The 25,614-nt window shown below is 68.4% G+C and carries 25 protein-coding genes; 12 read left to right on the plus strand and 13 right to left on the minus strand.

Annotated features, from left to right (window positions below; genetic code table 11):
• Positions 1-49 precede the first annotated feature (49 nt).
• Together AC0KXH_RS13965 and AC0KXH_RS13970 are read left to right on the plus strand one after the other, a co-directional pair.
• Positions 50-1,273 carry an MFS transporter gene (locus AC0KXH_RS13965; RefSeq protein WP_043221332.1) on the plus strand — a complete coding sequence of 408 codons (1,224 nt, stop codon included), beginning with the start codon at positions 50-52 and terminating at the stop codon, positions 1,271-1,273.
• A gap of 91 nt (positions 1,274-1,364) precedes the next feature.
• Positions 1,365-3,047 carry a methyl-accepting chemotaxis protein gene (locus tag AC0KXH_RS13970; protein ID WP_041106674.1) on the plus strand — a complete coding sequence of 561 codons (1,683 nt, stop codon included), beginning with the start codon at positions 1,365-1,367 and terminating at the stop codon, positions 3,045-3,047.
• A gap of 30 nt (positions 3,048-3,077) precedes the next feature.
• Here AC0KXH_RS13970 and AC0KXH_RS13975 read toward each other — a convergent pair whose 3' ends face one another.
• Positions 3,078-4,697 carry a methyl-accepting chemotaxis protein gene (locus AC0KXH_RS13975; RefSeq protein ID WP_488223569.1) on the minus strand — a complete coding sequence of 540 codons (1,620 nt, stop codon included), beginning with the start codon at positions 4,695-4,697 and terminating at the stop codon, positions 3,078-3,080.
• A 393-nt stretch (positions 4,698-5,090) separates the two neighbouring features.
• Here AC0KXH_RS13975 and AC0KXH_RS13980 point away from each other — a divergent pair, with 393 nt between their 5' ends.
• Positions 5,091-5,417 (plus strand): DUF6746 family protein, encoded by a 327-nt coding sequence (locus AC0KXH_RS13980; protein WP_234458818.1) that lies wholly within the window; start codon positions 5,091-5,093, stop codon positions 5,415-5,417.
• A gap of 24 nt (positions 5,418-5,441) precedes the next feature.
• Here the strand turns inward: AC0KXH_RS13980 and AC0KXH_RS13985 are convergent, their stop codons facing one another.
• Positions 5,442-5,867, minus strand: a complete 426-nt coding sequence (locus tag AC0KXH_RS13985) for a 3-isopropylmalate dehydratase (RefSeq protein WP_041106680.1) — start codon at positions 5,865-5,867, stop codon at positions 5,442-5,444.
• An 84-nt stretch (positions 5,868-5,951) separates the two neighbouring features.
• Positions 5,952-6,116, minus strand: coding sequence for a hypothetical protein (locus AC0KXH_RS13990; RefSeq protein WP_158002193.1), 165 nt, complete (start codon positions 6,114-6,116; stop codon positions 5,952-5,954).
• 155 nt (positions 6,117-6,271) lie between these two features.
• Between AC0KXH_RS13990 and AC0KXH_RS13995 the strand changes: the two genes are divergently transcribed.
• A complete protein-coding gene (locus AC0KXH_RS13995) occupies positions 6,272-6,673 on the plus strand; it encodes a hypothetical protein (protein ID WP_041106682.1) in 402 nt (133 codons plus the stop codon).
• Between the two features lie 72 nt (positions 6,674-6,745).
• The gene (locus AC0KXH_RS14000; protein WP_488223570.1) at positions 6,746-8,002 is read left to right on the plus strand and encodes a DUF445 domain-containing protein; all 1,257 of its coding nucleotides are present in this window, start codon (positions 6,746-6,748) and stop codon (positions 8,000-8,002) included.
• On the opposite strand, the gene AC0KXH_RS14005 is transcribed toward AC0KXH_RS14000, so the two are convergent.
• The 4 genes from AC0KXH_RS14005 to AC0KXH_RS14020 form a co-directional block, all read right to left on the minus strand.
• On the minus strand, positions 8,003-8,638 hold the full coding sequence (locus AC0KXH_RS14005) for an ATP-binding cassette domain-containing protein (RefSeq protein WP_061341145.1): 636 nt from the start codon (positions 8,636-8,638) through the stop codon (positions 8,003-8,005).
• The gene (locus tag AC0KXH_RS14010) at positions 8,631-9,392 is read right to left on the minus strand and encodes an ABC transporter permease (protein WP_237145552.1); all 762 of its coding nucleotides are present in this window, start codon (positions 9,390-9,392) and stop codon (positions 8,631-8,633) included. Before AC0KXH_RS14010 ends, AC0KXH_RS14005 begins: the two co-directional genes overlap by 8 nt.
• Positions 9,389-10,282 (minus strand): ABC transporter substrate-binding protein, encoded by an 894-nt coding sequence (locus AC0KXH_RS14015; protein ID WP_313281328.1) that lies wholly within the window; start codon positions 10,280-10,282, stop codon positions 9,389-9,391. The genes AC0KXH_RS14010 and AC0KXH_RS14015 overlap by 4 nt, the downstream gene beginning before the upstream one ends.
• A 171-nt stretch (positions 10,283-10,453) precedes the next feature.
• Positions 10,454-10,900, minus strand: a complete 447-nt coding sequence (locus AC0KXH_RS14020; RefSeq protein WP_043221347.1) for an HIT family protein — start codon at positions 10,898-10,900, stop codon at positions 10,454-10,456.
• Positions 10,901-11,025: 125 nt separating this feature from the next.
• On the opposite strand from AC0KXH_RS14020, the gene AC0KXH_RS14025 reads away from it, so the two are divergent.
• From AC0KXH_RS14025 to AC0KXH_RS14040, 4 genes are all read left to right on the plus strand, one after another.
• Positions 11,026-12,270, plus strand: a complete 1,245-nt coding sequence (locus AC0KXH_RS14025; protein WP_488223571.1) for a M20/M25/M40 family metallo-hydrolase — start codon at positions 11,026-11,028, stop codon at positions 12,268-12,270.
• A gap of 120 nt (positions 12,271-12,390) precedes the next feature.
• Complete coding sequence (locus AC0KXH_RS14030; protein ID WP_061338124.1) at positions 12,391-13,095, plus strand: MOSC domain-containing protein; 705 nt, start codon at positions 12,391-12,393, stop codon at positions 13,093-13,095.
• Positions 13,096-13,156: 61 nt separating this feature from the next.
• Positions 13,157-13,708 (plus strand): hypothetical protein, encoded by a 552-nt coding sequence (locus tag AC0KXH_RS14035; protein ID WP_437269840.1) that lies wholly within the window; start codon positions 13,157-13,159, stop codon positions 13,706-13,708.
• 127 nt (positions 13,709-13,835) lie between these two features.
• Positions 13,836-14,261 (plus strand): VOC family protein, encoded by a 426-nt coding sequence (locus AC0KXH_RS14040; protein ID WP_488223572.1) that lies wholly within the window; start codon positions 13,836-13,838, stop codon positions 14,259-14,261.
• Between the two features lie 167 nt (positions 14,262-14,428).
• On the opposite strand, the gene AC0KXH_RS14045 is transcribed toward AC0KXH_RS14040, so the two are convergent.
• A complete protein-coding gene (locus tag AC0KXH_RS14045) occupies positions 14,429-15,211 on the minus strand; it encodes a sulfite exporter TauE/SafE family protein (protein WP_041106700.1) in 783 nt (260 codons plus the stop codon).
• 194 nt (positions 15,212-15,405) lie between these two features.
• Here AC0KXH_RS14045 and AC0KXH_RS14050 point away from each other — a divergent pair, with 194 nt between their 5' ends.
• Positions 15,406-16,401, plus strand: a complete 996-nt coding sequence (locus AC0KXH_RS14050) for a ribonuclease Z (RefSeq protein WP_041106701.1) — start codon at positions 15,406-15,408, stop codon at positions 16,399-16,401.
• Between the two features lies 1 nt (position 16,402).
• Here the strand turns inward: AC0KXH_RS14050 and AC0KXH_RS14055 are convergent, their stop codons facing one another.
• From AC0KXH_RS14055 to AC0KXH_RS14075, 5 genes are all read right to left on the minus strand, one after another.
• Entirely contained in the window at positions 16,403-16,999 is a 597-nt protein-coding gene (locus tag AC0KXH_RS14055) for a LysE family translocator (RefSeq protein WP_488223573.1), read from the minus strand.
• A gap of 96 nt (positions 17,000-17,095) precedes the next feature.
• Positions 17,096-17,932: an AraC family transcriptional regulator gene (locus AC0KXH_RS14060; protein WP_061338165.1), complete on the minus strand. Its 837-nt coding sequence runs from the start codon at positions 17,930-17,932 to the stop codon at positions 17,096-17,098.
• Positions 17,933-18,017: 85 nt separating this feature from the next.
• Complete coding sequence (locus AC0KXH_RS14065) at positions 18,018-18,905, minus strand: DMT family transporter (protein ID WP_488223574.1); 888 nt, start codon at positions 18,903-18,905, stop codon at positions 18,018-18,020.
• Positions 18,906-18,974: 69 nt separating this feature from the next.
• Complete coding sequence (locus AC0KXH_RS14070) at positions 18,975-20,987, minus strand: hybrid sensor histidine kinase/response regulator (protein WP_488223575.1); 2,013 nt, start codon at positions 20,985-20,987, stop codon at positions 18,975-18,977.
• A gap of 126 nt (positions 20,988-21,113) precedes the next feature.
• Positions 21,114-23,042, minus strand: coding sequence for a sigma-54-dependent Fis family transcriptional regulator (locus AC0KXH_RS14075; protein WP_043221359.1), 1,929 nt, complete (start codon positions 23,040-23,042; stop codon positions 21,114-21,116).
• Between the two features lie 412 nt (positions 23,043-23,454).
• Between AC0KXH_RS14075 and AC0KXH_RS14080 the strand changes: the two genes are divergently transcribed.
• On the plus strand, positions 23,455-23,958 hold the full coding sequence (locus AC0KXH_RS14080) for a gluconate 2-dehydrogenase subunit 3 family protein (protein ID WP_043221361.1): 504 nt from the start codon (positions 23,455-23,457) through the stop codon (positions 23,956-23,958).
• 57 nt (positions 23,959-24,015) lie between these two features.
• The gene (locus tag AC0KXH_RS14085) at positions 24,016-25,593 is read left to right on the plus strand and encodes a GMC family oxidoreductase (protein ID WP_488223576.1); all 1,578 of its coding nucleotides are present in this window, start codon (positions 24,016-24,018) and stop codon (positions 25,591-25,593) included.
• Positions 25,594-25,614: the final 21 nt, after the last annotated feature.

Genomic DNA, 25,614 nt, shown 5'->3' on the forward strand with positions numbered 1-25,614 from the left:
GCAGCGCGGTGCCGATCCTCCACACGCAACGCATTTCCACGAGGTGACCATGCAGGCGCAAGCCTCCAGCGCGGCGGCGAAGCTTTCGCCGCGCGCCGTCCTTTTGATCGAGCTGGCCCTGGCCATGGGCGGCTTCGCCATCGGCACCGGCGAATTCGCCATCATGGGCCTGATGCCCGAAGTGGCACGCGGGCTGGGCATCAGCGAGCCGCAGGTCGGGCATGTGATCAGCAGCTACGCACTGGGCGTGGTGGTCGGCGCGCCGCTGCTGGCGATCTTCGGCGCGCGCCTGCTGCGCCGACATCTGCTGCTGTTGCTGATGGGCTTCTTTGCCCTTGGCAACTTCGCCAGCGCGCTGGCGCCGGACTACGCCACGCTGATGGCGGTGCGTTTCATCAGCGGGCTGCCGCACGGCGCCTACTTCGGCGTGGCGATGCTGGTGGCCGCCGCCATGGTCGCGCCGGAGAAGCGCGCCCAGGCCGTGGCCCGGGTGCTGATGGGCCTGACCATCGCGATTCTCGTCGGCAACCCGCTGGCCACCTGGCTCGGCCAGTGGGGCAGCTGGCGCCTGGCCTTCGTCCTGGTCGGCGTGATCGCCCTGTTGACCGTCACCCTGGTAGCGCTGTTTCTCCCGGCCGACCCCGAGCAACCGCGCAGCAGCCCGTTGCGAGAACTGCGTGCGTTCAACCGGCCGCAGGTCTGGCTGGCGCTGGCGATCAGCTCGATCGGTTTTGCCGGCATGTTCTGCGTGTTCAGCTACATGGCGCCGACGCTGCTGGAAGTGACCCGGCTCGGCCCCGGCTGGATTCCGTTCGCGCTCGCGGCGTTCGGCCTGGGTGGCATCCTCGGCAATGTCTTCGGCGGCCGACTGTTCGACCGGCTGGGCTTTCAGGCCGTGGCCTGGCTGTTGCTGTGGAGCACGCTGGTGCTGCTGGCCTTTCCCTTCGCCGCGCAATCGCCGTGGACTGTCTTCCCGGCCGTGTTTGCCGTGGGCAGTATGATCTCGCTATCGCCGGCGCTGCAGACGCACCTGATGGATGTCGCCGCCGAAGCACAGACCCTCGCCGCCGCCTCCAACCACGCCGCCTTCAACATCGCCAACGCCCTCGGCCCCTGGCTTGGCGGGCTGGCGATCAGCGCCGGCTTCGGCTGGACGGCAACCGGCTATGTCGGCGCAGCCACCGCGGTCGGCGGGCTGCTGGTATTCGCCCTCGCCTGGCAGCGACAGGGGACGACGGCAGCGGCGCCCGAGCCGCTGGCCTGCCGCGACTGAGCGTGGCGCGGAAAATCCGACCAAAAGATTAAGGTTTTCCGCAGGACGGCCGCCTTACACGGACCTTGTGTGCCAACAACCGGTCCTTGCAATGCCCCTGTCCCTGAAAAAGAAAGTCATCCTCCTTGCCCTTCTGCCCGTCCTGGCGCTTGCGCTGGTGCTCTGCGGCGGTACCGCCTACATCCTCAGCGACCGTGCCGAGGCCGAGCTCGCTGCCACCCGTGAGCGCCTGATGCAGATGCACCGCGACGAGCTCGAGCACTACACCGAAGTCGCGTTGAGCGCGATCGACGATCTCTATGCCCCCTCCGCCGAAGGCGACCTGAACGCCCGCGCCGAGGCCATCGAGCGCCTGAAGAACATCCGTTTCGGTAGCGACGGCTACTTCTACGGCCACGACTCGCAGATCGTCCGGCTGTTTCGCGGCAGCAACCCCGACGGCGTCGGCAGCAGCATGCGCGACCGCCGCGACCAGCAGGGCCGCCTGATCAACACCGAACTGGTGCGCGCCGCCAAGGACGGCAGCGGCTTTCTGCAGTACCACTCCTCGATGCCCGGCAACGACAGCGTGCTGATCCCCAAGCTGTCCTACAACCGCTACCTGCCCAAGTGGGACCTGGCCATCGGCACCTCGGTGAACATCGCCGACATCGACGCCGAGCTGGCCAAGGTGCGCGAGCAGATCGACGAGCGTATCCGCACCATGGTCAGCAGCACCCTGGCCCTCGCCGCGATCATGCTCGTGCTGCTCGGCGTGGCCGGGCTGGCGCTGAGCAACTCGATCCTGCGGCCGCTGCAGCGGATGAAGGACAACCTCGACGACATCGCCGCCGGCGACGGCGACCTGACGCATCGGCTGAACATTGACAGCCGCGACGAGATCGGCGCGCTGGCCGCCTCGTTCAACCGCTTCGTCGACAAGATCCACGGCATGGTGCGGCAAATGGTCGACGTCACCGGCGAGCTGACCGGGGTGGTCGGTGAGATGGCCGCGCAGGCACAGCGCTCCGATGCCGCCATGGCCCAGCAGCGCCATGAAACCGAGCAGGTCGCCACGGCGATTCACGAAATGTCCGCCGCCGCCCAGGAAGTCGCGCAGAGCGCGCAGAACGCAGCCGATGCTGCGCGCCAGACCGACGCCGAAGGCCAGCAGGCGCGCGAGGTGGTGGAACTGAGCATTCAGCGCATCCATGCGCTGGTCGAGGACATCCATCGCAGCGGCCTGAGCATGGACAACCTGCGCCAGGACGTGGACGCCATCGTCGGCGTGCTCGGCGTGATCCGCTCGATCGCCGACCAGACCAACCTGCTGGCGCTCAACGCGGCGATCGAGGCGGCGCGTGCCGGTGAGGCCGGGCGCGGTTTCGCCGTGGTCGCCGACGAGGTTCGCGCGCTGGCCAGTCGCACCCAGCAGAGCACCGCGGAGATCCAAGGCATGATCGATCGCCTGCAGCAGGGCACCGCTGGCGCTGTTCAGGCGATGCAACGCTCCAGCGAAGCCGGCCACAGCAGCAGCGAGCAGGCCAACCGCACCGGCGTGTCGCTCGACGCCATGGCCGCGCTGATCGCCACCATCAACGCGATGAACGCGCAGATTGCCAGCGCCGCCGAGGAGCAGACCTCGGTGTCCGAGGAGATCAGCCGCAGCGTGCATCAGATCGCCGTGTCGGTCGACGAGGTGGCCGATCAGGCCCAGCAGGGCGCGCGTACCGCCAGCCACCTGGAAGCGCTTGGCCAACGCCTCGGTGGGCTGGCCCGTCAGTTCCGCATCTGAACGGGCCGTGCGCTCAGGCGCCCCGGCGGTTTACAGGCGGAAGCGCCCGACCAGCTGATTGAGCCCGGTCGCCAGCCGGGCCAGCTCGTCGCTGGCCGCCGAGGTCTGCTGGGCGCCGGTCGCGCTCTGCTCGGACACATCGCGGATGGCGACCAGGTTGCGATCGACCTCGCGGGCGACCTGGGCCTGCTCTTCCGCTGCGCTGGCGATCACCAGATTCATCTCGTTGATCTGCCCGACCCGCTCGGCGATCAGCGCCAGCGCCTGGTCGGCCTCGCCGGCCAGCGTCTGGCTGCGCCCGGCGAACTCGCTGCTCTGCTCCATCTCGCGCACCGAATCGGCCGTCGCGCTCTGGATCGCGCCAATCATCCGCTCGATTTCCTGGGTCGAACTTTGCGTGCGCTGGGCAAGGTTGCGCACCTCGTCGGCGACCACGGCGAAACCGCGGCCGGCCTCCCCGGCGCGCGCCGCCTCGATCGCCGCATTGAGCGCCAGCAGGTTGGTCTGGTCGGCAATGGCACGGATCACGTCGACCACCTGGCCGATGTTGCCGGCCTCGTCGGCCAGGCGCTGCACGGTCGCGGCGGTATCGCCGAGCTTGTTGCTCAGGCGGTCGATGGTTTCCCGCGTGACGTTGACCTTGTGGCGCCCGGCTTCGGCCACCTCCTCGGCCTCACGCGAAGCGGTCGAGGTGCGGTTGGCATTGCCGGCAACCTCCTCGACCGCGGCCGACATCTCGTTGACCGCGGTGGCGGCCATCTGCACTTCCTGGTTCTGCTGGGCGATGCCCTGGGCGCTGTGCTCGGTCACTGCGTGCAGCTCGTCGGCCGCCGATGCCAGCTGAGTCGCCGAGCCCTGGATGTCCTGCAGCGTTTCGCGCAGCCGGTGCTGCATCTGCCGGATCGACTGCTGAACCTCGGTGATCTCGTCGCGCCCACGGCACTCGATGGTGCGGCTCAGGTCGCCGGCCGCCACCTGCGCGGCGGCCTGCTTGAGCGCCTGCAACGGGCGGCCGATGCTGCGTATCAGCAACAGCGAACACAATGCGCCACCGACCAACAGTGCGCCCAGCAGGCCGATGAAGAAAGCTCGGTTGCGCTCGTACAGCGCCAGGGCGCGCTCGTACTCGCCGCGGGCCTCGCCGAGCTGCAGGTCGATCAGTTCGCTGAACGCCTCCGACAGCGGGTCGATCAGCGGATACAGGTCATTCATGACAAACACCGCAAGGCGCTTCTCGCTGTGCCGATCGAGAGTGCGCTCGAGCCCGTCCAGTGGCTTTTCGGTCGCCGCCTTGAGGCTCTCGATGCGTGTCGCCAGCGCGCGCTCCTCCGGCAGCAGGCGGGTCTGCAGGTAGGCCTGCCACAGCCGGCGGATCTCGGCGCGCGCCTGGCGCACGTCGTCGCGCGCCTGGGCGTAAGTGATCATGCCGCTGCGCGCCTTGTGGCTGGCATCGACGATCTTCACTGCGTAGAGGTCGGCAATCAGCTTGATGTCGCGCAGCGGCACCACGCGATCGAGGTAAACGGTGTTCAGTCCGTTCAGGCTGCGCTGCTGCGCGCTCAGGCCGGTGATGCCGACGACCACGCAGGCCAGCAGCATCGTGCAGACAAGGATCAGGAGACGGGAGCGAATGGTCAGGCGCTGCATCATGGGTTCGTTTTCCGGGCACGGGTCAGGCAGGTGCCGGCGCATGAAAGGAGCATGCCGGCAGACCTGCCGTTTATCGGCAAGCAAGCGTCCGGCTTGAGCTCGTCGCCGTGCAAAAGGCCGTCGCAGAGCGCTTTCAGCGCGTGGAGGCGGGATACCCTGCAGCCGGCGCGCGCCCCTGGCCGGCCGCCTCTGCTAGCGAGGCGCTGCCAACAGCGGCCCCTGCGCGGTGCCGGCTACCGAACTCAGCAGCGGCGGATGACCGGACGGTCATGCCCGGCCGGCCTGCGGCAATCTGCTGTTTCGGCTTTGTGCGCCAGTACGCATGCGGATCGGGGACGAGTGGTAATTTCGCGCCCCCATTTCCAGCAAGGGAAGCGTCTCGTGAAGTCATCCATGAAAACCGCCGTCCTGGCCCTCGGTCTGACCTGCGCCTCGCTGGCCGTCGCCGATAGCGAGCTGTCCTCGGCCGTAGCCAGTTTTTCCGAAGACAACAAGCGCCTGGAAGCCGCCCTGGGCCAGGAGCTGACAGCCGAGCGGCTAAAGGAAATCTACGAGATCAGTTATCGCCTGCAGGGGTCGCTGAGCACCATCAACATGCGCATGGACGAGCTGGCCGACACCCTGGAAGAGCTGCATATCGAATCCGAATCGGCGAACGCCGAGGCGGTCAGCGAATACGGCGCCAGCTATCTCGAGGTCGCCCGCAGCGTCATTCGCTGAGCGCCTCCAGCCCCGTAGCGGCGCTCAGCGCGCGAGCGGACGGATGTCGAAGCCGATGTCGTTCTCGCTGGTGATGCGGTAGTCCAGCACCTGCCCGGCAACGACCTCGGCCAGCACCTCGCGGCGCAGGCGCCCCTTCGAACACAGGGTGTCGTCCAGCGGGTCGGTGCCGATGCCGACGACATGCCGCCCGGCCGGCACCTGAAAGCGGGCCCGTTCGCCGACGTGAATGCGCGCCGCCAGCTCACGGTCGATCAGCACGGCGATGTAGCAGCCGCCGCCGCGCAATCCGAAATCCCGCGTCACCACGATCTCGCCCGCACCCTCCTGCGCCTGCTGATACGCCAGCAGGCGCTCCGCCGGGACCGCCGAGATGTCCTCCGGCTCCGGCGCCCAGGACGAACAGCCCGCCGTGGCGAGCAGGATCAGGAACAGGACGCTCAGGCGCATGCGGACTCCCTTCGTAAAGCGCGGCCGATTGCCGCTTCGCTGAACCGACGATAGCAGGCCGGCGGCGGGTTGCCGAGCCAACCGCTACCCGGGCAGGTTGGTGTAGTCGTCGGCGGTCATGTCCGGGTCGTCGGGGCGTACCTCGGGCTCGTTCTCGTCGTACAGCCGCTCCGGATTCGGCGTGCCCTCGACCTGGTCGTCGCGTACGCCTTCTTCGGGTTGCGGCTCGTGGGTGTGTTCCTCGTTCATGCGCGTCTCCGCCGGTAGGTGAGTTCATGCATTGGAGGCGGCAGCTCAGCCGGCGTTCGCCAAGCGCGGCGGCCGACGGTCCGATGCCGGTGGTGTTTGCACCGCAACGCCGGCTCCACCACACTGCGGCAAATCCCTGCCGAAGTGGAGTCACCATGGCCGCGCTCGATCCAAAGGTCCAAGCAGCAATCGTTCAAGATCCGCAGGCACTGGATTGCACGCTCTATCGCCCCGATGAGCGCAACCCCGACGAGGAACTCGACCTCGGCGATGCCCGCGTGGTCATCACCGGGCCCTTCCAGGCACCTGCCGAGTGGGATGCACGCGACCGCGAGGAGTATTTCGACGGCAGCGCCGAAGAAGCCTTCGTGGTCGCCGAGATCGCCTGCGTGGCCAGCAACGATTCGGGTCGCGCATTTCGCCCCGAGCCGGGTGACTACGCCGCGGTGATGGAAACCCCGGCCCAGGTCGCGATGTTCTTCGTCTACGACTGCCTCGACCATGCGGCCGGCCGCTACGTGCTGATCCGCGACGAAGCGACCGACCTGGCCGACTGACCCGCTGCGAACGCAACCGGCGACAGGCAGGTCTGCAGTCAGGCTGTCGTCGGTTCAGAGGAATACCCGCTCATGCCCAGCCCCTGGCAATCCCCGGTAACCCGGATGAAGCTCGTGGCCGGTGGCCTGCTGCTGCTCGCCGCACTGCTCTACGTACTGGCCACCGCCTTGCACAACGAACACCCGGCATGGGGCTACCTAGCCTCGTTCGCCGAAGCAGCGATGGTCGGCGCGATCGCCGACTGGTTCGCCGTCACCGCGCTGTTTCGCCGCCCGCTGGGGCTGCCGATTCCGCACACCGCGATCATCCCGCGCAACAAGGCGCGCATTGGCCGCAACCTGGCCGAGTTCATCACCACCCACTTTCTCGCCACCCCGCTGGTGCTGGCCAAGCTGCGCGAACTCGATATCGCCACGCGCCTGGCCGACTGGCTGCGGCATCCGGCCAATGCCGACGCGGTTGGCCGCCAACTCACCGGCATGGCGCGCTTCGCCGTCGGCGCGCTGCACGACGAGCGCGTACAGGCCTTTGCCCGCGACAAGCTCATCGACCGCCTGCGCAAGGCCGATGTCGCACCGCTGCTGGCCCAGGCGCTGGCCATCCTCACCGCACAGGGTCGGCATCAGGCGCTGCTCGACGAGATGCTCGTGCGCCTGGATTCGATCATGCGCGACGAGGACACCCGTGCGCTGATCGCCGACACCATCACCCGCGAAGTGCGCACCCTGCGCTACCTGGGGCTGGGCAAGTCGGTCGGCGGCTGGTCGGCGAACAAGCTGGTCGACGGGCTTTCCGGGCTGCTCGCCGAGATCGCCGAAGACCCCGAGCACCTGGTGCGCCAGCGCTTCGACGAGCACGTCGGCGAGTACATCGATCGCCTGCGGCATGACCCCGAGTACGCGCTGAAGGTCGAGCGCATTCTCGCCCTGCTGCTCGACCATCCGGCCACCGGCGACTATTTCCGCAGCCTCTGGCAGGACCTGGTCGCCTGGCTCGAGGCCGACCTGGCGAGCGACGCCTCGCGCATCGGCGGGCGCATCGTCGGGTTGACCCGCGGGCTCGGCGACGCGCTGGCCAGCGACCCGGCCATGCGCGGCTGGATCAACGAACAGCTCAGCGACGCCGCCCCATCATTGCTGGAGCGTTATCGCGGCCAGATCGGGCGCTACATCGCCGAACGCGTGGAGAACTGGGAGAGCGCCGAACTGGTCGAGCAGATGGAACGCAGCGTCGGCAAGGACCTGCAGTTCATCCGCATCAACGGCACCCTGGTCGGCGGCCTCGTCGGGCTCGCCCTGCATGCGCTGACCCAGCTCGCCAGCGGCTGATCAGCCGGCGTCACGCACCGGGTCACCGGCCTCCGTCCGCACTTCGACCAGCGCCGCCGGCTTGCCGACCAGCTGCCAGCGGCGGTTGGCCAGTGCCTCGGCATCGCGCGGATCGTGCGTCACACAGAGCATGGCCATGCCCGGCCGGGCATCGAGCACCGCGGCGATCAAGGCGCGCAGCTCCTGCACCCGCGGTGCGTCCAGCGAGGCAAAGGGCTCGTCGAGCAGGAGCAGATCCGGCTCCACCGCCAGACAACGCGCCAGCGCCGCCCGCCGGGCCATGCCCAGCGACAGCTGGTCGGGCAGCTTGTCGGCGCAGCCCTGCAGGCCGACCTGGGCGAGCAAGGCGTCGATGCGCGCCGGTGCGGCACCAACCAGCGCCAGGTTCTGGCGCAAGGTGCGCCAGGGCAACAGGCGATGCTCCTGGAACAGATAGCCGATCCGCAGCCCGGCCTGACGTCGGATCATCGAAGCCGGCAGGCTGCGATCCAGCCCGGCAATGGCGTTGAGCAGGGTGGTCTTGCCGACACCGGAGCTGCCCAAGAGGCAGATCCGGTCGCCCGGGCGGATGCGCGCCTGGAGCCGGCCGAGAATCGGGTGCCCGGCGCCCTGCCCGTCGATCGCCAGCTCAAGCATGCGCCACCCCGGCCTCGCGCCAGCGCGTGGCGCGCCGCTCCACCGGCTGCAGCACGAGCCATTCGATCGCCTGCACCACGGCGATGAAGGCCAGGCTCCAGGCCAGAATCGCCGCCACATCGAATACCTGGAAAGCCATGTGCAGCTGGAAACCGACCCCATCGGAACGGCCGAGCAGTTCGACCACCAGCACGATCTTCCAGATCAGCGCCAACCCGCTGCGGGTCGCCGCCATCCAGTAGGGAAACAGTTGCGGCAGCCAGACATGCACCAGCCGGCGCCAGCGCCCGAAGCCATAGACATCGGCCATCTGCTCCAGCCGCGGGTCCAGCGCACGCGCGCCTTCGCGCAGGGTCACGGCCACGTTCGGCACCTTGTTCACCACCACGGCGAGCACCGCGGCGGCCTCGACCAGGCCGAACCAGACGTAGAGCAGGATGATGGTGACCAGCGCCGGCAGGTTGAGAAACAGCACCAGCAGCGGATCGCAGAAGGCATTGAACAGCCGCGACCGCCCCATGCCGAGGCCGAGCAGCGTACCGAGCGTCATCGCCAGCGCGAAGGCAATCGCCACGCGGCGCAGGGTTGCACCCAGATGCTGGGCCAGCTCGCCACTGGCGAGGATTTGCCAACCGACCTCGAGCACTTGCGCCGGGCTCGGCAACAATGGCGTATTCAGCCCCGCCGCCAACCCCGCCCAGAGCGCCAGGGTCAGCGGCAATGCGACCCAGGAAGCCCAGCGGGTGGCGCTCATGGCTGCGCCTGGATGAAGGATGCCGCGGGCATCACCGCCTGCCCGGCATCGACGCTGCCGGCCAGCAGGGCGCGCAGTGCGGCGACCCGCTCGGTGTCCAGCGGCGCGGGCGTACCGGCGACAAAGGCATCGCGCAGCGCGGCGAACACCTGATCGTCGGTCGCGCGCATCAGCGGGCGGATGCCTTGCCAGGCCTGCGGGTTCTCGGCCAGTTGCCGTTTGCTCTGGTGTACCGCGCGCGCGAAGCGCTGCAACAGGTCGGCGTGCTGCTCGGCCCAGGGTTGCGCAAACAGGTAACCGAGCATCGGCAGGTCGGCCTCGACGCCATTGGCCGCCAGCAATTCGCGCATGCCGAACGCCGTCCGCACGCCGCCCTCGCCACGCAAGCGCGCCGCGAAGTGCCAGAAGGTCAGCACCGCATCGAGCTGGCCGCGACGCAGCGCCTGGTCGAGCAGCGGCGGCGCGGCGAACTGGACCTGGCTGCGATCCAGCGCGACGCCCTGTCGCTGCGCGGCCCGCTGCAGCAGCTGCCAGGCATAGCCGTCCGGCCCGCCGGCGACGCCGATGCGCTGGCCTGCCAGATCCGCCAGTTCGGTGATCGGGCTGTCCTCGGAGACCACCAATTCGCCCAGACGGCTGGAAAACGGTACGAAGACCAGCGGGGCGCCGGCGGCATAACGGCCCTGCGCCCAGAGCAGGTCGCCGACGATGCCGTCCACGCTGCCGCTGATCAGCGCCAGGCGCGAGGCGGGCAGATCGGCCACCAGGCGCACCTCGAGCTCGAAGCCGTTGGCCTGGTCGAGCCCGCTGCGTTTGAGGTGGTCGAGTTCCCAGTGCGCCGTGCCGAACTGCAGCACGGCCAGGCGCAGTACTGGCCGCTCGGCGGCCATCGCCGGCAGCGCCAGGACCAGCAGGAGCAGTGCTGCGAGGCGCGACAGGCGCCGGGCAAGCAGGCTGGAGAGGAGCGATCGAATAGGCTTCATGACCGCAGCCTACGAACCCGGCCAGCGGTCACGAATAGTACTTTGGTGCCTGCCGGCTGCTGCGTTGGTCGCAGCGACTCAGCTCGGCTCGGCCTCGATTCGGGCGCGCAGACGCGCCTGCAGGCGCTCGAGTTCGGCCGGCTCGGCCTTCTGCGCCGCGTGCACCGCCATGCCCTGACCGGCGTAGCGCGGCACGATGTGCATGTGGATGTGAAACACCGTCTGCCCGGCCGGCGCACCGTTGAACTGGGCGATCTGCACGCCGTCGGGCGCCAGCTCGGCGACGATCGCCCGGGTCAGCTGCTGAACCACGCGCATCACCTGGCACAGCGCTTCACTGTCGACATCGAGGATGTTGCACGCCGCCGAACGCTTGGGGATCACCAGCGTATGGCCGAAGGACTGCGGGAACAGATCGAGAAAGGCCAGTACGTCGTCGTCTTCGTAGAGCTTGTAGCACGGTGCTTCGCCGCGAATGATCTGGGCGAAGATGTTCTGCGCGTCGTAGGTCGTGGTCAGGGACACCTGAGTTCTCCGGCAAGTCAAAACGCAGACCTTAGCACTCTGCGCCCGAGGGAGCCGCCCGGAGGAACGTTGTGGTGCCCGCAGCGCTCTGAGTTGCATCACCCCCGCGATCCGAGGTCTTGCCGATGTATCTGCGCGCCGTCACCCCGCTTGCCGCCGCCATCGCACTTTGCCTGTCACCTTTGACCGGCCAGGCCGCCGAACTCCAACCGGCCGAGCTGCTGGCGCAGGCCAAGGCCGAGCAACCGGCCTACCTCGAGACCGTCAAACAACTGGTCGCGGTGGATACCGGAACCGGCCAGCAGGCAGGCCTGAGCAAGGTCAGCCAGATGCTGGTCGAACGCCTGAAGGCGCTCGGCGCCGAGGTCAGCAGCCGCCCGGCCACCCCCTCGGCCGGCGACAACATCGTCGGCACGCTGAAGGGCCAGGGCAGCAAGGACTTTCTCCTGATGGTCCACTACGACACCGTGTTCGCCGAGGGCACCGCCGCCGAGCGCCCCTTCCGCATCGACGATTCGCGCGCCTACGGGCCGGGCGTGGCCGATGCCAAGGGCGGTGTGGCGATGATCCTGCACGCGCTCGAGCTGCTGCGCGACCAGCAGTTCGACGACTACGGCACGATCACGGTGCTGTTCAACCCGGACGAGGAAATGGGCTCCAAGGGTTCCAAGTCCATCATCGCCGAGCTGGCCCGCCAGCACGATTACGTCTTCTCCTACGAGCCGCCGGATCGCGATGCCGTGACCACCGCGACCAACGGCATCAACGCCGTGATGCTGGAGGTCGGGGGCAAGTCGTCCCACGCCGGGTCGGCGCCGGAGGACGGTCGCAACGCCGTCATGGAGCTGGCGCACCAGCTGACCCAGCTCAGGGACCTGGGCGATGCGGACAAGGGCACCACGGTCAACTGGACCCTGGTCGACGGCGGCGAGAAGCGCAACATCATCCCGGACCAGGCGACCGCCGAGGCCGACATGCGCTACTCGGACCTCAGCGAGACCGAGCGGGTGCTCGCCGACGGCCGCCGCATCATCGAGAACCGGCTGATCGACGACACCCGCGTGGAGCTGCGCATCGACAAGGGGCGCCCACCGCTGGCCGACAACCCCGGCTCCCGACGCCTGGCCGAAACCGCACAGCGCCTGTATGGCGAGATCGATCAGGACATCGAGCCGATCGCCATGCGCTTCGGCACCGATGCCGGCTATGCCTATGTCCCCGACAGCGACAAGCCCGCCGTGCTGGAAACCATGGGCGTGGTCGGCGCCGGGCTGCATTCGGAGGACGAGTACCTGGAGCTGGCCAGCATCGCGCCGCGACTGTACCTGACCACCGCGATGATCCGCGCGCTGTCGACCGACGCGCCCTAGCGGGCCGGACGGCGCGCATGCGCAGGCGCGCCGAGCGAACGCGGCCGGGCAATCGGCGCGAGCCAGACGGCACCGGCTGAGGCACAATCGTCGCTTCGCCAGCGCCAGAGAGGAACGCGCATGCACCTGGCCCGAATCGACCACCTGCTCATCGGCAAGGCCGTCCCCTATACCCGCCCCGGCACCAGCAGCGCCATCGCCAAGGCGCCGGTCGCCGGGCCGCTGCGCGCCGGCGCCTATGGCCTGGCCGGCGACGAGCAGGGCGACCTGCGCGTGCATGGCGGCCTCGACAAGGCGATCCACCACTATCCGCGCGAGCACTATCGGCACTGGCAGGCGCGGCTCGGCAAGCACGCGCTGCTCGAGTCGCCCGGCGCCTTTGGCGAGAACATCAGCACCTGCGGGCTTGCCGAGGCCGACCTCTGTCTGGGCGATGTGCTGCGCTGCGGCGAGGCGCTGCTGCAGGTCACCCAGAGCCGCCAGCCGTGCTGGAAGCTCAACGAGCGCTTCGGCGTACGTGACATGGCCGCGCAGGTCCAGCAGAGCGGCATGACCGGCTGGTATTACCGGGTGCTGGTGCCCGGCCTGCTGGAGCCGGGCCAGGCGCTGCGGCTGGAGGACCGAGCGCACCCCGACTGGCCGCTATCACGGATTCTCGAGCTGCTCTACCAGCGCACGCTGGACATCCCCGCCCTCGAACGCCTGAGCGAACTGCCGCTGGTGCCATCCTGGCGCAAGCTGGTCGAGCGGCGACTACGCCAGCGCCAGGTCGAAGACTGGAGCAAACGCCTCTACGGCCGCGAATCGGGCGCCGCTACGCGGTAGGCGAACGCGAGCGCCACAGGTATCTTCTGCAGCCCTCGCCTCCACTCAGGTATCGACCAGCATGCTTCGCCCCGTTCTGCTCTGCGCCCTGGCGCTGTCCTGCTCGTCGCTGCGAGCCGAGGTCCAGGTCCTGCCGGTGCAGCGCCAGAGTGGGCCGGTGCTCGTTGCCCGGGTGACCGAGCAGATCGCGGCGGGCGACTACGAAGCACTGCTCAAGGGCCTCACCGCACACCCGGGACGCTACACGCGCAAACTGCTGGTGCTCGACAACATCGGCGGCAGCGTCAGCGAGGCCATGCGCATGGGCCGCCTGCTGCGCGAGACCGGCTTCGACGCCGTGATCCCGCCCGAGGCGCTCTGCCAGGGCAGCTGCGTTTACCTGCTGGCGGCCGGCGGCCAGCGCACGGTGCGCGGCCACGTGGCGCTGCAGCGGCCGTTCGGCGGCGACGGCGAGTCGCTCCAGCCGAACCGCCAGCGCCTGCGCCAGAGCCCGCAGGCCTACCTGCGCCAGATGGGCGTCGCCCCGTCGCTGGCCGCCGATATCCAGCGCGTCGAGCCGGGCCGCCTGCGCCTGCTGAGCCGCCGGGACCTGCGCCGCTACCGGCTGGACTGAGCCGCCCCCGCCGCGCCGACCACTGGTCGGCCACCCGCGCCGAGTGCAGCCGCAGGGCTACGCTTTCCAGCCTGAACGCCGGGCAGCCGGATCGCCCGGGCATGCGCAACCCAGTCAGGAGCGGCACATGAAGATCTGCATCTACCTCACCTTCGACGGCCAGACCCGCGAGGCCTTCACCCGTTACCAGGAGGTGCTCGGCGGCAACCTGCAGCTGATGACCTTTGCCGAGGCACCGGCCAGCGAAGGCTTCGACCCGCAGCAATTCGGCGAGCGCATCATGCATGCCTGCCTGAACGTCGGCAGCTACGCGCTGATGGCTTCGGACACCATGCCCGGCGAGCTGTGCGGCGGCGAGCCCTACCAGGGCATCAAGGGCTGCTCGATCACCCTGAACCCGGGCAGCGTCGCCGAAGGCGAGCGCCTGTTCAACGCGCTGGGCGAAGGCGGACAGGTGACGATGCCGTTCGAGAAGACCTTCTGGGCCGAACGCTTCGGCATGCTGACCGATCGCTTCGGCGTGTCCTGGATGGTGAACTGCGAAACGGCCTGAGCCGGATGCCGGAAGGCCTGCCTGCGGGCAGCGCCTCGGGGCACCGGCCCCGCTGGACGCGAGCGGCCGGCCGAGCGGCCTGGCCATGTGCCGACAACCGAACCTTGCCAGCCCCGCCCCCACCGCCAGCCCTCACGATCGCCGCGCCGCGGGCGGCGCTCGATAGTTCAGATCAGCTTGTAGCCGATCGCCGCCAGCATGATCGCCAGGCAAGGGCGCAGCACCTCGTCCGACACGCGGCCGGACAGGTGGCTGCCGAAGTAGATGCCCGGCAGCGAGCCCATCAGCAGGTAGGCGAGAATCGTCCAGTCCATGTTGCCCATCCCGGCATGGCCGAGCCCGGCCACGAGCGTCAGCGGTACCGCATGGGCAATCTCGGTGCCGACCAGGCGGCGTGTGGTCAGCAGCGGGTAGAGGAAGAACAGCGCCACCGTGCCCAGGGCTCCGGCGCCGATGGAGGTCAGGGTGACCATCGCGCCCAGTACGGCGCCAACCAGCACCGTGAGCCCGTTCAATCGGCGCGCAGTCAGGCGCTTCTTCGAGCCGGACAGGCGCGCGGCGATGTCGAGCAGGCGTCGCTTGAACAGTACCGCCAGGGCGGTGAACACCAGCACCACGCCAAGCGACTGCTTGATCACGGCGTTGAGCGCCTCCTGGTCGGCCTGCAGCCACTGCAGGAACCACAGCGTCAGCCCGGCCGCCGGCAGGCTGCCGAGGGCGAGCCAGCCGGTGATGCCCCAGTCGATGTTGCGGTTCTTCTGGTGGACCCAGACACCGCCAGCCTTGGTGATCGCGGCATAGAGCAGGTCGGTGCCCACCGCCGCGGCCGGGTTGACGCCAAACCAGAGCAGGATCGGTGTCATCAGCGAGCCGCCACCCACCCCGGTCATGCCGACGATAAAGCCGACCACCAGACCCGCAATGACGAAACCCAGAACACCGAAATCCATCGTCTTACCCCGGAAGGCCCACCGGGGCCGTGTCGATGGCGGGCAGCATAACGGCCAGAAATAGCGATGTTTAATATAAATTCGGACTTTCTTATAAGCGAAAAGATATAAGCCACGCCGCCCGGCGCTATCACGGACTTATCGCCCGGCAATCGGCTCGGACATACTGAGACGTCTGCTTTCGGAGCCCACCCGTGGACCTGCTATTTCTCGGAACTTCCTCGGCCACCCCGACGCGTGCGCGCAACGTCAGCGCCACCGCGCTGCTCGACGACAGCGGCAAGGGCTGGTACCTGATCGACTGCGGCGAAGGCACCCAGCACCGGCTGTTGCGCACGCCGCTGAGCCTGCACGGCCTGCGCGCCCTGTTCATCACCCACGTGCATGGCGATCACTGCTACGGCCTGCCCGGCCTGCTGGCCAGCGCCGGCATGGCGCGACGCGAGGAACCGCTCGATATCGTCGCACCGGCCGCCATCGAGGCCTGGTTACGCGCCACCTTCGAGATGAGCCGCACCGCCCTGCCCTTCGAGCTGCGCTTCCACCCCGTGGAAACCCTCGAGCAGTGGCGCAGCCCGCAGCTGCATGTCGAGCCGGCCGAGCTCTCTCACCGGGTGCCGTGCTACGGCTATCGCTTCACCGAAGCGCGTCCCGATCCAAAGCTGGCCATCGACCGGCTGGAACGCGACGGCATTCCACGCGGGCCGCTGTGGGGACAGCTGGCGCGCGGCCATGACATCGAATTAGACGGACGCACGCTGCGCAGCGAACGCTATCTCGACTTCGCCCGCGCGCCTCGGCGCATCGTCATCGGCGGCGACAACGACCGTCCCGAGCTGCTCGCCAGAGCCTGCGAAGGCGCCCAGGTGCTGGTGCACGAGGCGACCTACACCGAGGCGCTGGTGCATGCCACCGGCAACCCCTTTGGTCACAGCACCGCCGCGCAGGTGGCGACCTTTGCCGAGCAGGCCAACCTGCCGAACCTGGTGCTTACCCACTTCAGCGCGCGCTATCAGCCCGGTGGGCGCGCCGGGCGCTCGGTCGAAGACATCCGCAGCGAAGCGGCCAGCCATTACCGCGGGCAGCTGTTCCTGGCACAGGACTTCCTGCACCTGAAACTGCGCAAGGATGGCGCGCTGGAGGTCGCCGAGGCCACAGCGGCCGCGACCTCGGCCGCTGCACCGGCCTGAGTCAGCGCAGCAGCGCCAGCCAGGTCGAGGCCAGCAGCAGCAGCGCCAGCAAGCGGTTGAGCCAGCACAATCGCCGCGGCGAGCGCAGCAGGCGTGCGCTGCCGGCGCCGAGCATGGCCCACAGGCTCATGCACGGCAGCGCCATGAGCAGAAAGATCAATGACAGCTGCATGACCCGTGCGCTCCTGTCGGGCGCACCGACCGTGAACACCCCGACCACCGCGACGGCCATCATCCATACCTTGGGGTTCACCGCCTGCAGCAGCGCGGCGCCGCACGGCCCCAGCTTGGCGCGCCCGGCCGCCGGTGCCAGCGGCTCGGCTGCACCGCGCCATAGCGTCCAGGCCAGCCAGCTGAGCCACAGCGCACCGAGCAGGCTCAGCGCCCGCTGAATCTGCGGATAGCGCAGCAGCACCTCGCCCAGGCCCAGGCCAACCGCCAGCACGATCAGCGCCGCGGCCAGGCAGGCGCCGAGGACCAGCGGCAAGGTGGCGCGCAGGCCGAAGCGCGCGCCGTGGCTGAGCATCAGGATATTGGTCGGTCCCGGCGTCAGGGTGGCGACCAGGGCGAACAGCACGAAGGGCAACAGGGACGGCATTGCGTCAGTCCCTCCGGCCGGTGATCGAGCGCTTGCAACAACACATGGCGGGCTCCTGCGGATACGGGAAGCCTCATGCTCGCCGGCCATGCACCGTCAGTCTGGAAGCTTTGAGCAGCGACGCCGATAGTCGGCCGGCGTCAGCCGATAGGCGCGGCGGAACCAGCGGCCCAGGTGGCTCTGGTCGGCGAAACCCAGCGCGCAGGCGACCGCCGCCGGGCTGTAGCCGCGCGCCAGCTGCTGACGCGCCTTGGCCAGGCGCAGCTGGATGAGGTAGGCGTGCGGCGCCAGGCCAAAGGCGCTCTTGAAGGCGCGGCTGAGGCGGAAACGATCCACGCCGCAGACCGCGGCGAGATCGTCGAGACCGATGTCGCGGTCGACGTGGGCATGCAGGTAATCGCGCGCCCGCTGCGCCACCAGCGGCAGACGCGGGTCGGGATTGACCCGACGGCGCCAGTGAAGATGGCCGGTCATGCTGGCGAGCAGATCGTCGAGGGCGCTCTGCCGGACGATGCGCAGATCGCGCTCATGCAGGGCATGAAAGGCGCGGAAGATGGTCGCGGCCAGCTGCCGATCGGTGCTCAGGGTGTCGGCGAAGCTGGGCTGGCTATCGGCTGGCGCATGCTCGAACAGCGCGTGCAGCTCGCGCTCGAGCCACTGCGGGTCGAGGTAGAGCATCGAATAGGTGAAGCCCTCGTCGGTGGGCGCATGGCCGTCGTGCAGCTCGCCAGGCTCGAGCAGGATGACCTTGCCGGGCGTGCTGAGATGTTTCACCCGCCGGCAGTGGAATTGCTGCACGCCCTGCTCGGTCACGCCGACCAGAAAGCTCTCATGCCAGTGCGGGTCATAGGCATGGCCGCGAAAATGCGCACGAATCGACTCGATGCCGGTATCGGCATCCTGCGCGAGGTCGATCCAGTTGAGCCTGTCCACCATGCCTCCAGCCCGTGCGTCCGAGTATTCGGCACCTTAGTCCATCCGGCTGGCCGCGCTTAGAACGTTTGTGCAGCCCGCGCACTCAGGCAGCGGTTTGCCGCCGCGGCAGCAGCGCCAGCGCGACACCGCCGAGCACCGCCGCCGAGGTCGCCAGCAGGCGCACCGACATCGGCTCGCCGAGCAGCAGCACGCCGCCGAGCGCCGCCAGGATCGGCACACTGAGCTGCAGCGTGGCCGCCTGCTGCGCGCTGATCCGCTTGACCACGCCGTACCAGACGACGTACCCGGCGCCCGAGGCGAGCGCACCGGAAGCCACGGCGTAGAGCAGCCCGGCGGCGCCCAGCTGCGGGCCTTCGCCCCAGGCCAGCACCAGCCCCAGGCCGGGCAGAAACACCAGGCTGCGGGCGAAGTTGCCCGTCGTGTCGGCCACCGGATCGGTCGAGCCCCTGCCGATCAGTGAATAGGCGCCCCAGGCCGCCCCGGCGATCAGCATGAGCAAGGAACTGCCGAGCGCCGGCGTATTCGCACCGGGCAGCAACAGGGCAATCAGGCCGGCAAAGGCGATCAGCATGCCGATCAGCACGTTCGCCAGGACGCGTTCGCCCTTGAGCCAGGCCCAGGCGAACATCGTCAGCTGCACGGCGCCGAACAGGATCAGCGCGCCGACGCCCGCGCCCAGTTCGACATAGGCCACCGAGAACAGGTAGGCGTACAGGAACAATGCAAGCCCGCCCTTCCAGCTGCCGCTTGCCGCCGATGGCGAGCGTCGGCGGTGCGTCAGCAGCCAAAGAAAGAGCGCACCGCTGGCCAGCCGGACAACCGTGAAGGATTGCGGGTCGATGCCGCCCTCGGTCAGCGCGAGCCTGCAGAAGATCGAGTTGGCGGCGAACGCCAGCAGGCTGAACAGCGCGGGCCAGAGCCAGGCCTGGTGCCAGGACGGCGCCACGGCCTTATGGTTGTTATCGTTCATCGTGACCACATGTTTGCCGGAGCCGCGATTCTCGGCGCATTGGCCACAACGACACAACCGGCCGGCGCGCTAGCGGCCGGTCTGATCCAGCGTCTGGCGCACGCAACCGCTGAGCTGGCCGAGCGTGAAGGGCTTCTTCAGCAGCTTGGCGCCACCGGCCTGGCTGGCCTCGATCAGCGCCGACTCGTTCGGCGCGAAGCCGGTCATGAACAGCACCTTGACCGCAGGCATTCGCGTGCGGATCTCCTCGGCCAGGCGGTTGCCCGACCAGGCCCCGGGCAGGCCGATGTCGCTGATCAGCAGATCGAACTCGCCAAGCCGCTCGACCTCCTGCAGCGCCGACTGGCCGTCGAATGCGGTGCTGACCCGATAGCCGAGATCGGCCAGCTGCTCGCTGACGACCTCGCGAATCACTGCCTCGTCCTCGACCAGCAGGATGCGCTCGCCCTGCGCCCGCTGCGCGGACGGCTGCGCCTCGGCCAGGCCCGTCTTGAGCGTTCCCGCAGCGGCGAATGGCAGGAACAGCCTGACCGTCGTGCCCCGGCCTGGCGCGCTGCTGATCTGCGCCTGGCCACCGGACTGCTGGGTGAAGCCGTAGACCATCGACAGGCCGAGGCCAGTACCCTCGCCGATCGACTTGGTGGTGAAGAAGGGGTCGAAGGCACGCGCGCGCACCTCCTCGCTCATTCCGACGCCACTATCGGTGACTTCGATGCACAGATACCGGCCGGGGTCGAGCAGCAACTCGGTGGCCTGCTCGGCGGGCAGCTCGCAGACGTCGGTGGCGAGCGTCAGGCAGCCGCCGGAGGGCATCGCATCGCGCGCATTGATCGCCAGGTTCAGCAGCGCGTTCTCCAGCTGCGAGGGCTCGCAGTGCACGGCATTGGCAGCCTTCAGCCGGGTCTCCACGCGGATCTTCGGCCCGACGGTGCGGCGCATCAGCTCTTCAAGTTCGGCGATGATCTGGCTGGGCTCCACCCGCTTCGGTTCGAGCGGTTGTTGCCGGGAGAAGGTCAGCAGCCGCTTGGTCAGCGCCGCGGCGCGGTTGACCGACGACAGCGCCAGCGAGCAGTAGCGGTCGGCCTCCTCGGCCTTGCCCTGGTTCAGGCGCAGCTGCATCAGCTCCAGGCTGGCATTGATACCGGCGAGCAGGTTGTTGAAGTCGTGGGCGATGCCGCCGGTCAGCTGGCCGACCGCGCGCAGCTTTTCGCTCTGCAGCAGCTGGGCCTCGGCCTGTTTGCGCTCGCGCGTCTCGCGATTGAGCCGGTCGACGGTCTGCTGCAGGGCGTGGGTGCGCGTCTCGACCAGCGCCTCCAGTTCGGCGTGGCTCTGCGCCAGCGCCTGGCGGGCGCGGCACTGCTCCTCGACATCGGTGAAGGTGCCGACCCACTCGATCCTGCCCGCCTCCTCGTCGGCCATCGGCACGGCCTTGGCCTGCATCCAGCGGTATTCCCGCGCGCGCGCGTCGCGGACCCGGCACTCGAACTGCAGCACCTCGTTGCGCCCGGCCTGCTGCCAGGCGGCGAGCACGGCACGGCGGTCCTCGTCGCACAGCGAGTCCAGCCAGCCGAGCCCGACGCAGTCCTCGCAGGTCTGCCCGGTCAGCTCGGTCCACTGGCAGCTGGCCCAGCGCCAGTGGCCGGCGGCATTCGCCCGCCACACCGGCGAGGGCAGCGCGTCGATCAGTGAGCGCAGGCGCTGCTCGCTCTGCGCGAGCGCCTCTTCGGCCCGCTTGCGCGCGGTGATATCGATGATGAACTCGAAGGCCAGGTGTTCCGACAGGCGCTTGGCGGCCAACAGCGCCCACCAGCGCGTGCCGTCCTTGCGGATGTATTCCTTCTGGTAAGGGGTGGTGGCGCCCCGCCGCTTCAGCTCGGCGAAGGCCCGCTCCGACGGCTCGACCCACTCGGGCGGGGTGAGTCGCTGCCAGGACAGCTCACCGTCTTCCAGCTCGGCCCGGCTGTACTGCGATTGACGCAGGAACGCGCCGTTGGCATCGACGAAGCGACCGCTCATGTCGAAATAGATGACCGGCACTTCCTCGATTTCCAGTGCCTGTCGCAACGCCCTGCTTTCTTCCACTACCGCCCTCCGCGGCCGCCACCTGATTCAGGTGTTCTGACCACCGCCGGTGCGTGTCTGCTTCAACGCAACGGCAATTGCCGCCGCGCGGTCCGGCAAAGGCCTGTGCGGCCGCGCACCGGGTGCTCAGACCGGCGGCTCGATCCCCAGCACCCGCATGCGCCGGTACACCGTCGGCCGCGACACGCCCAGCTCGCGCGCCACCGCGCTGACGTTCCAGCGCTGCCGGCGCAGCAGGCTACGCAGCGCCTCGTCGGGGCCCTGCTCCAGTGCCGGCGGCTCGTGGCGGGCCAGGGTGCGCGGCAGGCATTCCTCGGGCAGGTCGTGCACGGTGATCTCGGCGCCTTCGCAGGTCGCCAGGGCGTACTGCAGGACGTTGCGCAGCTCGCGGATATTGCCCGGCCAGGGATAGGCCAGCAGCGCACTCATGGCATCGCCACGCAGGTGCGGGGCATTGCTGCGGCCCTGCGCCAGCTCGGCGTAGACGCGCTCGATCAGGTAGCCCTTGTCGGCCCGTTCGCGCAGTGGCGGCAGCTTCAGCAGTGCGCCATTGAGCCGGTAGAACAGGTCCTCGCGGAACGCGCCGGCCTCGACCATCTGCCGCAGGTCGCGGTGGCTGGCGGCGATCACGCGGATATCCACCTTGACCGGCTGCTCGGCGCCCAGCGGCGTCACCTCCTGCTCGGCGAGCACACGCAGCAGGCGGGTCTGCAGGTGCAGGGGCATGTCGCCGATTTCGTCGAGGAACAGCGTGCCCTTGTCCGCCTGTTGGATCAGCCCGCGCATGCCCTTGCTGCGTGCGCCAGTGAAGGTGCCGGGCGCGTAGCCGAACAGCTCGCTCTCGATCAGCGACTCGGGCACCGCGCCGCAGTTGATCGCCACGAACGGCGCCTGGCGGCGGCTGCCGCTCTCGTGCAGGGCGCGCGCCAGGCGCTCCTTGCCGGTGCCGGTCTCGCCGCTCAGCAGCACGTTGAGCGGCTCGCTGCACAGCCGCTGGGCGCGGGCGAGCATCTTGCGCATCGCCGGATCGTCGTCGGCCAGGGCATCGAGCGCGCAGCGCGGCGCGCCCGCCGTGCGCTCGGCCGGCAGCGGGGCGGCGCGGCGCGGCTCCATCAGCGCGGCGAAGAACAGCCGGTTGTGCCGCCCGGTGCGGAAGGCGCGCACCTGGTCATGGCTGGCGTAGGGAATGCTGAGGATGTCCGCCAGCTCGCAGTCGAAGAACTCGTCGATGCGTGCCCGCGTCAGGCTGCCGAACGGCCCCGGCGTCATCAGCCCGTGCTCGGCGAGCAGGCCACGGGCGGCGGTGTTGCCGGCCAGCAGCTCGCCGTCGTCGCCGAGCGCCAGCAGGTAGTGCCGGTTGATCAGCACGAACTCGCGCGAGGCATCGAAGCAGAGGATCGGCCGGTCGCGATACAGGCGCAGGAAGTAGGCGTCCTCGATCATCCGCGCGTACTGCTTGACCAGCTGCAGGGCAAAGGTCTGCGAGTCCTTCGACGGCGGCGAATACAGCGCCGAGATGTCGAGCACCGCCAGCAGCTGACCCTGCGGGTTGAACATCGGCACCGCGGTGCAGGTGAGGTTGGTATGCCAGGCGCTGAAATGGTCGTGCTGGTGGCAGGTCAGCGCCTGCTGTTCCTTGATGCAGGTGCCGACCGCACAGGTGCCGGCATGGTCCTCGCCCCAGTCCGAGCCGAGGTAGAGGCCGGTCTTGCGGTGGGCCTTCTCGTCGGCCGGGTCACCGAGAAACTGCACGGCGATGCCGCGGCTGTCGGTCAGCAGGATGACGTAGCCGAGCTCGGCGACATGCCGGTACAGCTGTTCGACCCCGGCGCGGGCGACGGCGATCAGCTCGTCGGCCTGATCCTGGTGCTCGCGCAGCACACGCCGCGGCACGAAGCGCGCCTCGGACGGGCGCGCCGGGTCCAGCCCGTAGTCGTGCACGCAGCGGCGCCAGGAGCGGGCGATGATCGGGTCACGGTCACCGCTTTGCTGCGGTGCGTTGGCCAGCGACAGCACGGCCTCGATATGACTGGCAGGCGTGGCGAGCAGCGTCATGCTTCCTCCTCGATCCCCGGCACGCAGGCGCCCGGAGACCTGGGTGATTCTTCTTATTGACGGTCTGTTTGTATTCGACCCGTTACAACTGCCAGCCAGCATAAACCAATGCACCCGGCCGGGAAGTTCAACTTTGGAACATGCCACCGCTTAAAAGAGGCATCCAAGTTGTAAAGCGCTTTACAGCGACGTTACAGGTGTAAAGCTCGGGGCGTTTTACACTCCGATTACAGCTCCGCACTCATAAAAGAATAAATCTATTTATATCAATAGGTTACTCAAACAATAAGGCCATCTTGAAAGTTGGCACGCGCCCTGCTCCTGCAATCTTGCGGAACAAGCCCCCGCATAACAAGAACGCCAGGCGCCTGCACTTTTTCTCAGGCTCCGGCAATAAATCAGGAGCTGAGCCATGCAAGATCCAGCCTGCCATAAAGGCGCCCTCAGTCGCCGACGCTTTCTATCCCTGACCGGCCAGTCCGCACTGGCCTTCAGCCTGGCGCAACTGATTCCCGTGCGCCTGCTGGCCGACGAGGCCCTGCCAGAGCTGCCCGCCGGGCTGCTGCGCATGGGCCGCGACGTATTTCCCCACGACTTCATCGACGACGCGCATTACGCCCGTCCGCTGGCCGAGCTGGTCAAGGAACAGCCGAAGCTGGTCGCCGACGGCCTCGAGGACCTCGACCGGCGCGCGCTCAAGGCCCATGACCGCCCATTCGAGACGCTCGACGAAGCGCAGCGCGTCGCTCTGCTGACCGAGGTCGAGCGCACGCCGTTCTTCAAGGCCGTGCGCAGCAACCTGATGTTCGGCCTGTACGACAACAAGGCGCTGTTCCCGCTGTTCGGCTACGAGGGCTCGTCGTGGGAATACGGCGGCTACGTCAATCGCGGCTTCAACGACCTGAACTGGCTCTAGGCCAACCGCCCGCCTCCGCGGCGCGCCCAAAACAAGAACAAGACGAGGAAATACCCCATGGCAACGTTTGCCCAGGACGACGACAGCGTCGTGGTGATCATCGGTTCCGGTGCCGGCGGCGGCACCCTGGCCAACGCGCTGGCCAAGCAGAAGATTCGCAGCGTGGTGCTCGAAGCCGGCAAGCGCTTCACCCTCGATGACATCGAGAACGACGAGTGGGCGATGTTCAAGAAGATCTCCTGGCTCGACAAACGCATCGCTGCCGGCGGCTGGCACCTGGCCGAGAACAACCCCAACCTGCCGGCCTGGATCGTCAAGGCAGTGGGCGGCAGCACCGTGCACTGGGCCGGCATCGCCCTGCGCTTTCGTGATTTCGAATTCAAGATGCAGAGCATCAACGGCGACATCGCCGGGGCCAACCTGCTGGACTGGCCGGTGACCCTGGAAGAGATGGCGCCCTGGTACGAGAAGGCCGAGAAGCACATGGGCGTGACCGGCCCCAGCACCGGCATGGCCTATCACCCCTGGCACAATTCCTTCAAGGTGCTGGCCACCGGCGCCAAGCGGGTCGGCTACAAGGAGATTCTCTCCGGGCCGATGGCGATCAACACCGAGCCCTACGACGACCGCGCCGCCTGCCAGCAGATCGGCTTCTGCATGCAGGGCTGCAAGATGGGCGCGAAGTGGTCGACGCTCTACACTGACATCCCCCGCGCCGAAGCTAGTGGCTATTGCGAAGTGCGCCCACAGTCGATGGTGCTGCGCATCGAGCACGACGCCAAGGGCCGCGCCAGTGGCGTGGTCTATGCCGATGCCCAGGGCAACATCCAGCGGCAGAAGGCCCGCGTGGTGTGCGTGGCGGGTAACTCCATCGAGTCGCCGCGCCTGCTGCTCAACTCCGCCTCCTCGATGTTCCCCGACGGGCTGGCCAACTCCTCTGGTCAGGTCGGGCGCAACTACATGACCCACACCACCGCCGGCATCTTCGCGGTGATGCCCAAGCCGGTGCACATGTACCGCGGCACCACCTGCGCCGGGATCATCTCCGACGAATCCTACAACGACCCTTCACGCGGCTTCGTCGGCGGCTATCGGCTGGAAATTCTCGCCCTCGGCCTGCCCTTCCTCTCGGCCTTTCTCGACCCGACGCCGCAGGGCTGGGGCCGCCAGTTCACCTCGCGGATGGAAAAGTACGACCGCATGTCCGGCGTCTGGCTGTGCGGCGAGGACCTGCCGCTGGAAAGCAACCGCATCACCCTGCACGGCACCGAGAAAGACCAGTACGGCCTGCCGATTCCGGTGGTGACCAAGAGCGATCACCCGATGGATGCCGCCATGCGCAAGCACGGCGTCGCCGCCACCGCCAAGTGCTACGAGGCCGCCGGCGCCACCGACGTCATCGAGCTGCCGCCCTACCCGGCCAGCCACAACATGGGCACCAACCGCATGAGCGCCAAGGCCCGTGACGGCGTGGTGAACAAGTGGGGCCAGAGCCACGACATCCCCAACCTGTTCGTCTCCGACGGCAGCCAGTTCACCACCAGCGGCGGGCAGAACCCCACCCTCACCATTGTCGCGCTGGCCCTGCGCCAGGCCGACCAGATCGGCCGACTGCTCAACGAACGCGCGATCTGACCACCACTACAAGGGAGTCGA

Source organism: Stutzerimonas sp. CXK-1, assembly GCF_057738225.1.

What these genes read in the sequence shown, in the direction of transcription:
- AC0KXH_RS13965 (WP_043221332.1), top strand. Translation starts at nt 50, where the DNA reads ATGCAGGCGCAAGCCTCCAGCGCGGCGGCGAAGCTTTCGCCGCGCGCC.
- AC0KXH_RS13970 (WP_041106674.1), top strand. Translation starts at nt 1,365, where the DNA reads ATGCCCCTGTCCCTGAAAAAGAAAGTCATCCTCCTTGCCCTTCTGCCC.
- AC0KXH_RS13975 (WP_488223569.1), bottom strand. Translation starts at nt 4,697, where the DNA reads ATGATGCAGCGCCTGACCATTCGCTCCCGTCTCCTGATCCTTGTCTGC.
- AC0KXH_RS13980 (WP_234458818.1), top strand. Translation starts at nt 5,091, where the DNA reads ATGAAAACCGCCGTCCTGGCCCTCGGTCTGACCTGCGCCTCGCTGGCC.
- AC0KXH_RS13985 (WP_041106680.1), bottom strand. Translation starts at nt 5,867, where the DNA reads ATGCGCCTGAGCGTCCTGTTCCTGATCCTGCTCGCCACGGCGGGCTGT.
- AC0KXH_RS13990 (WP_158002193.1), bottom strand. Translation starts at nt 6,116, where the DNA reads ATGAACGAGGAACACACCCACGAGCCGCAACCCGAAGAAGGCGTACGC.
- AC0KXH_RS13995 (WP_041106682.1), top strand. Translation starts at nt 6,272, where the DNA reads ATGGCCGCGCTCGATCCAAAGGTCCAAGCAGCAATCGTTCAAGATCCG.
- AC0KXH_RS14000 (WP_488223570.1), top strand. Translation starts at nt 6,746, where the DNA reads ATGCCCAGCCCCTGGCAATCCCCGGTAACCCGGATGAAGCTCGTGGCC.
- AC0KXH_RS14005 (WP_061341145.1), bottom strand. Translation starts at nt 8,638, where the DNA reads ATGCTTGAGCTGGCGATCGACGGGCAGGGCGCCGGGCACCCGATTCTC.
- AC0KXH_RS14010 (WP_237145552.1), bottom strand. Translation starts at nt 9,392, where the DNA reads ATGAGCGCCACCCGCTGGGCTTCCTGGGTCGCATTGCCGCTGACCCTG.
- AC0KXH_RS14015 (WP_313281328.1), bottom strand. Translation starts at nt 10,282, where the DNA reads ATGGCCGCCGAGCGGCCAGTACTGCGCCTGGCCGTGCTGCAGTTCGGC.
- AC0KXH_RS14025 (WP_488223571.1), top strand. Translation starts at nt 11,026, where the DNA reads ATGTATCTGCGCGCCGTCACCCCGCTTGCCGCCGCCATCGCACTTTGC.
- AC0KXH_RS14030 (WP_061338124.1), top strand. Translation starts at nt 12,391, where the DNA reads ATGCACCTGGCCCGAATCGACCACCTGCTCATCGGCAAGGCCGTCCCC.
- AC0KXH_RS14035 (WP_437269840.1), top strand. Translation starts at nt 13,157, where the DNA reads ATGCTTCGCCCCGTTCTGCTCTGCGCCCTGGCGCTGTCCTGCTCGTCG.
- AC0KXH_RS14040 (WP_488223572.1), top strand. Translation starts at nt 13,836, where the DNA reads ATGAAGATCTGCATCTACCTCACCTTCGACGGCCAGACCCGCGAGGCC.
- AC0KXH_RS14045 (WP_041106700.1), bottom strand. Translation starts at nt 15,211, where the DNA reads ATGGATTTCGGTGTTCTGGGTTTCGTCATTGCGGGTCTGGTGGTCGGC.
- AC0KXH_RS14055 (WP_488223573.1), bottom strand. Translation starts at nt 16,999, where the DNA reads ATGCCGTCCCTGTTGCCCTTCGTGCTGTTCGCCCTGGTCGCCACCCTG.
- AC0KXH_RS14065 (WP_488223574.1), bottom strand. Translation starts at nt 18,905, where the DNA reads ATGAACGATAACAACCATAAGGCCGTGGCGCCGTCCTGGCACCAGGCC.
- AC0KXH_RS14075 (WP_043221359.1), bottom strand. Translation starts at nt 23,042, where the DNA reads ATGACGCTGCTCGCCACGCCTGCCAGTCATATCGAGGCCGTGCTGTCG.
- AC0KXH_RS14080 (WP_043221361.1), top strand. Translation starts at nt 23,455, where the DNA reads ATGCAAGATCCAGCCTGCCATAAAGGCGCCCTCAGTCGCCGACGCTTT.
- AC0KXH_RS14085 (WP_488223576.1), top strand. Translation starts at nt 24,016, where the DNA reads ATGGCAACGTTTGCCCAGGACGACGACAGCGTCGTGGTGATCATCGGT.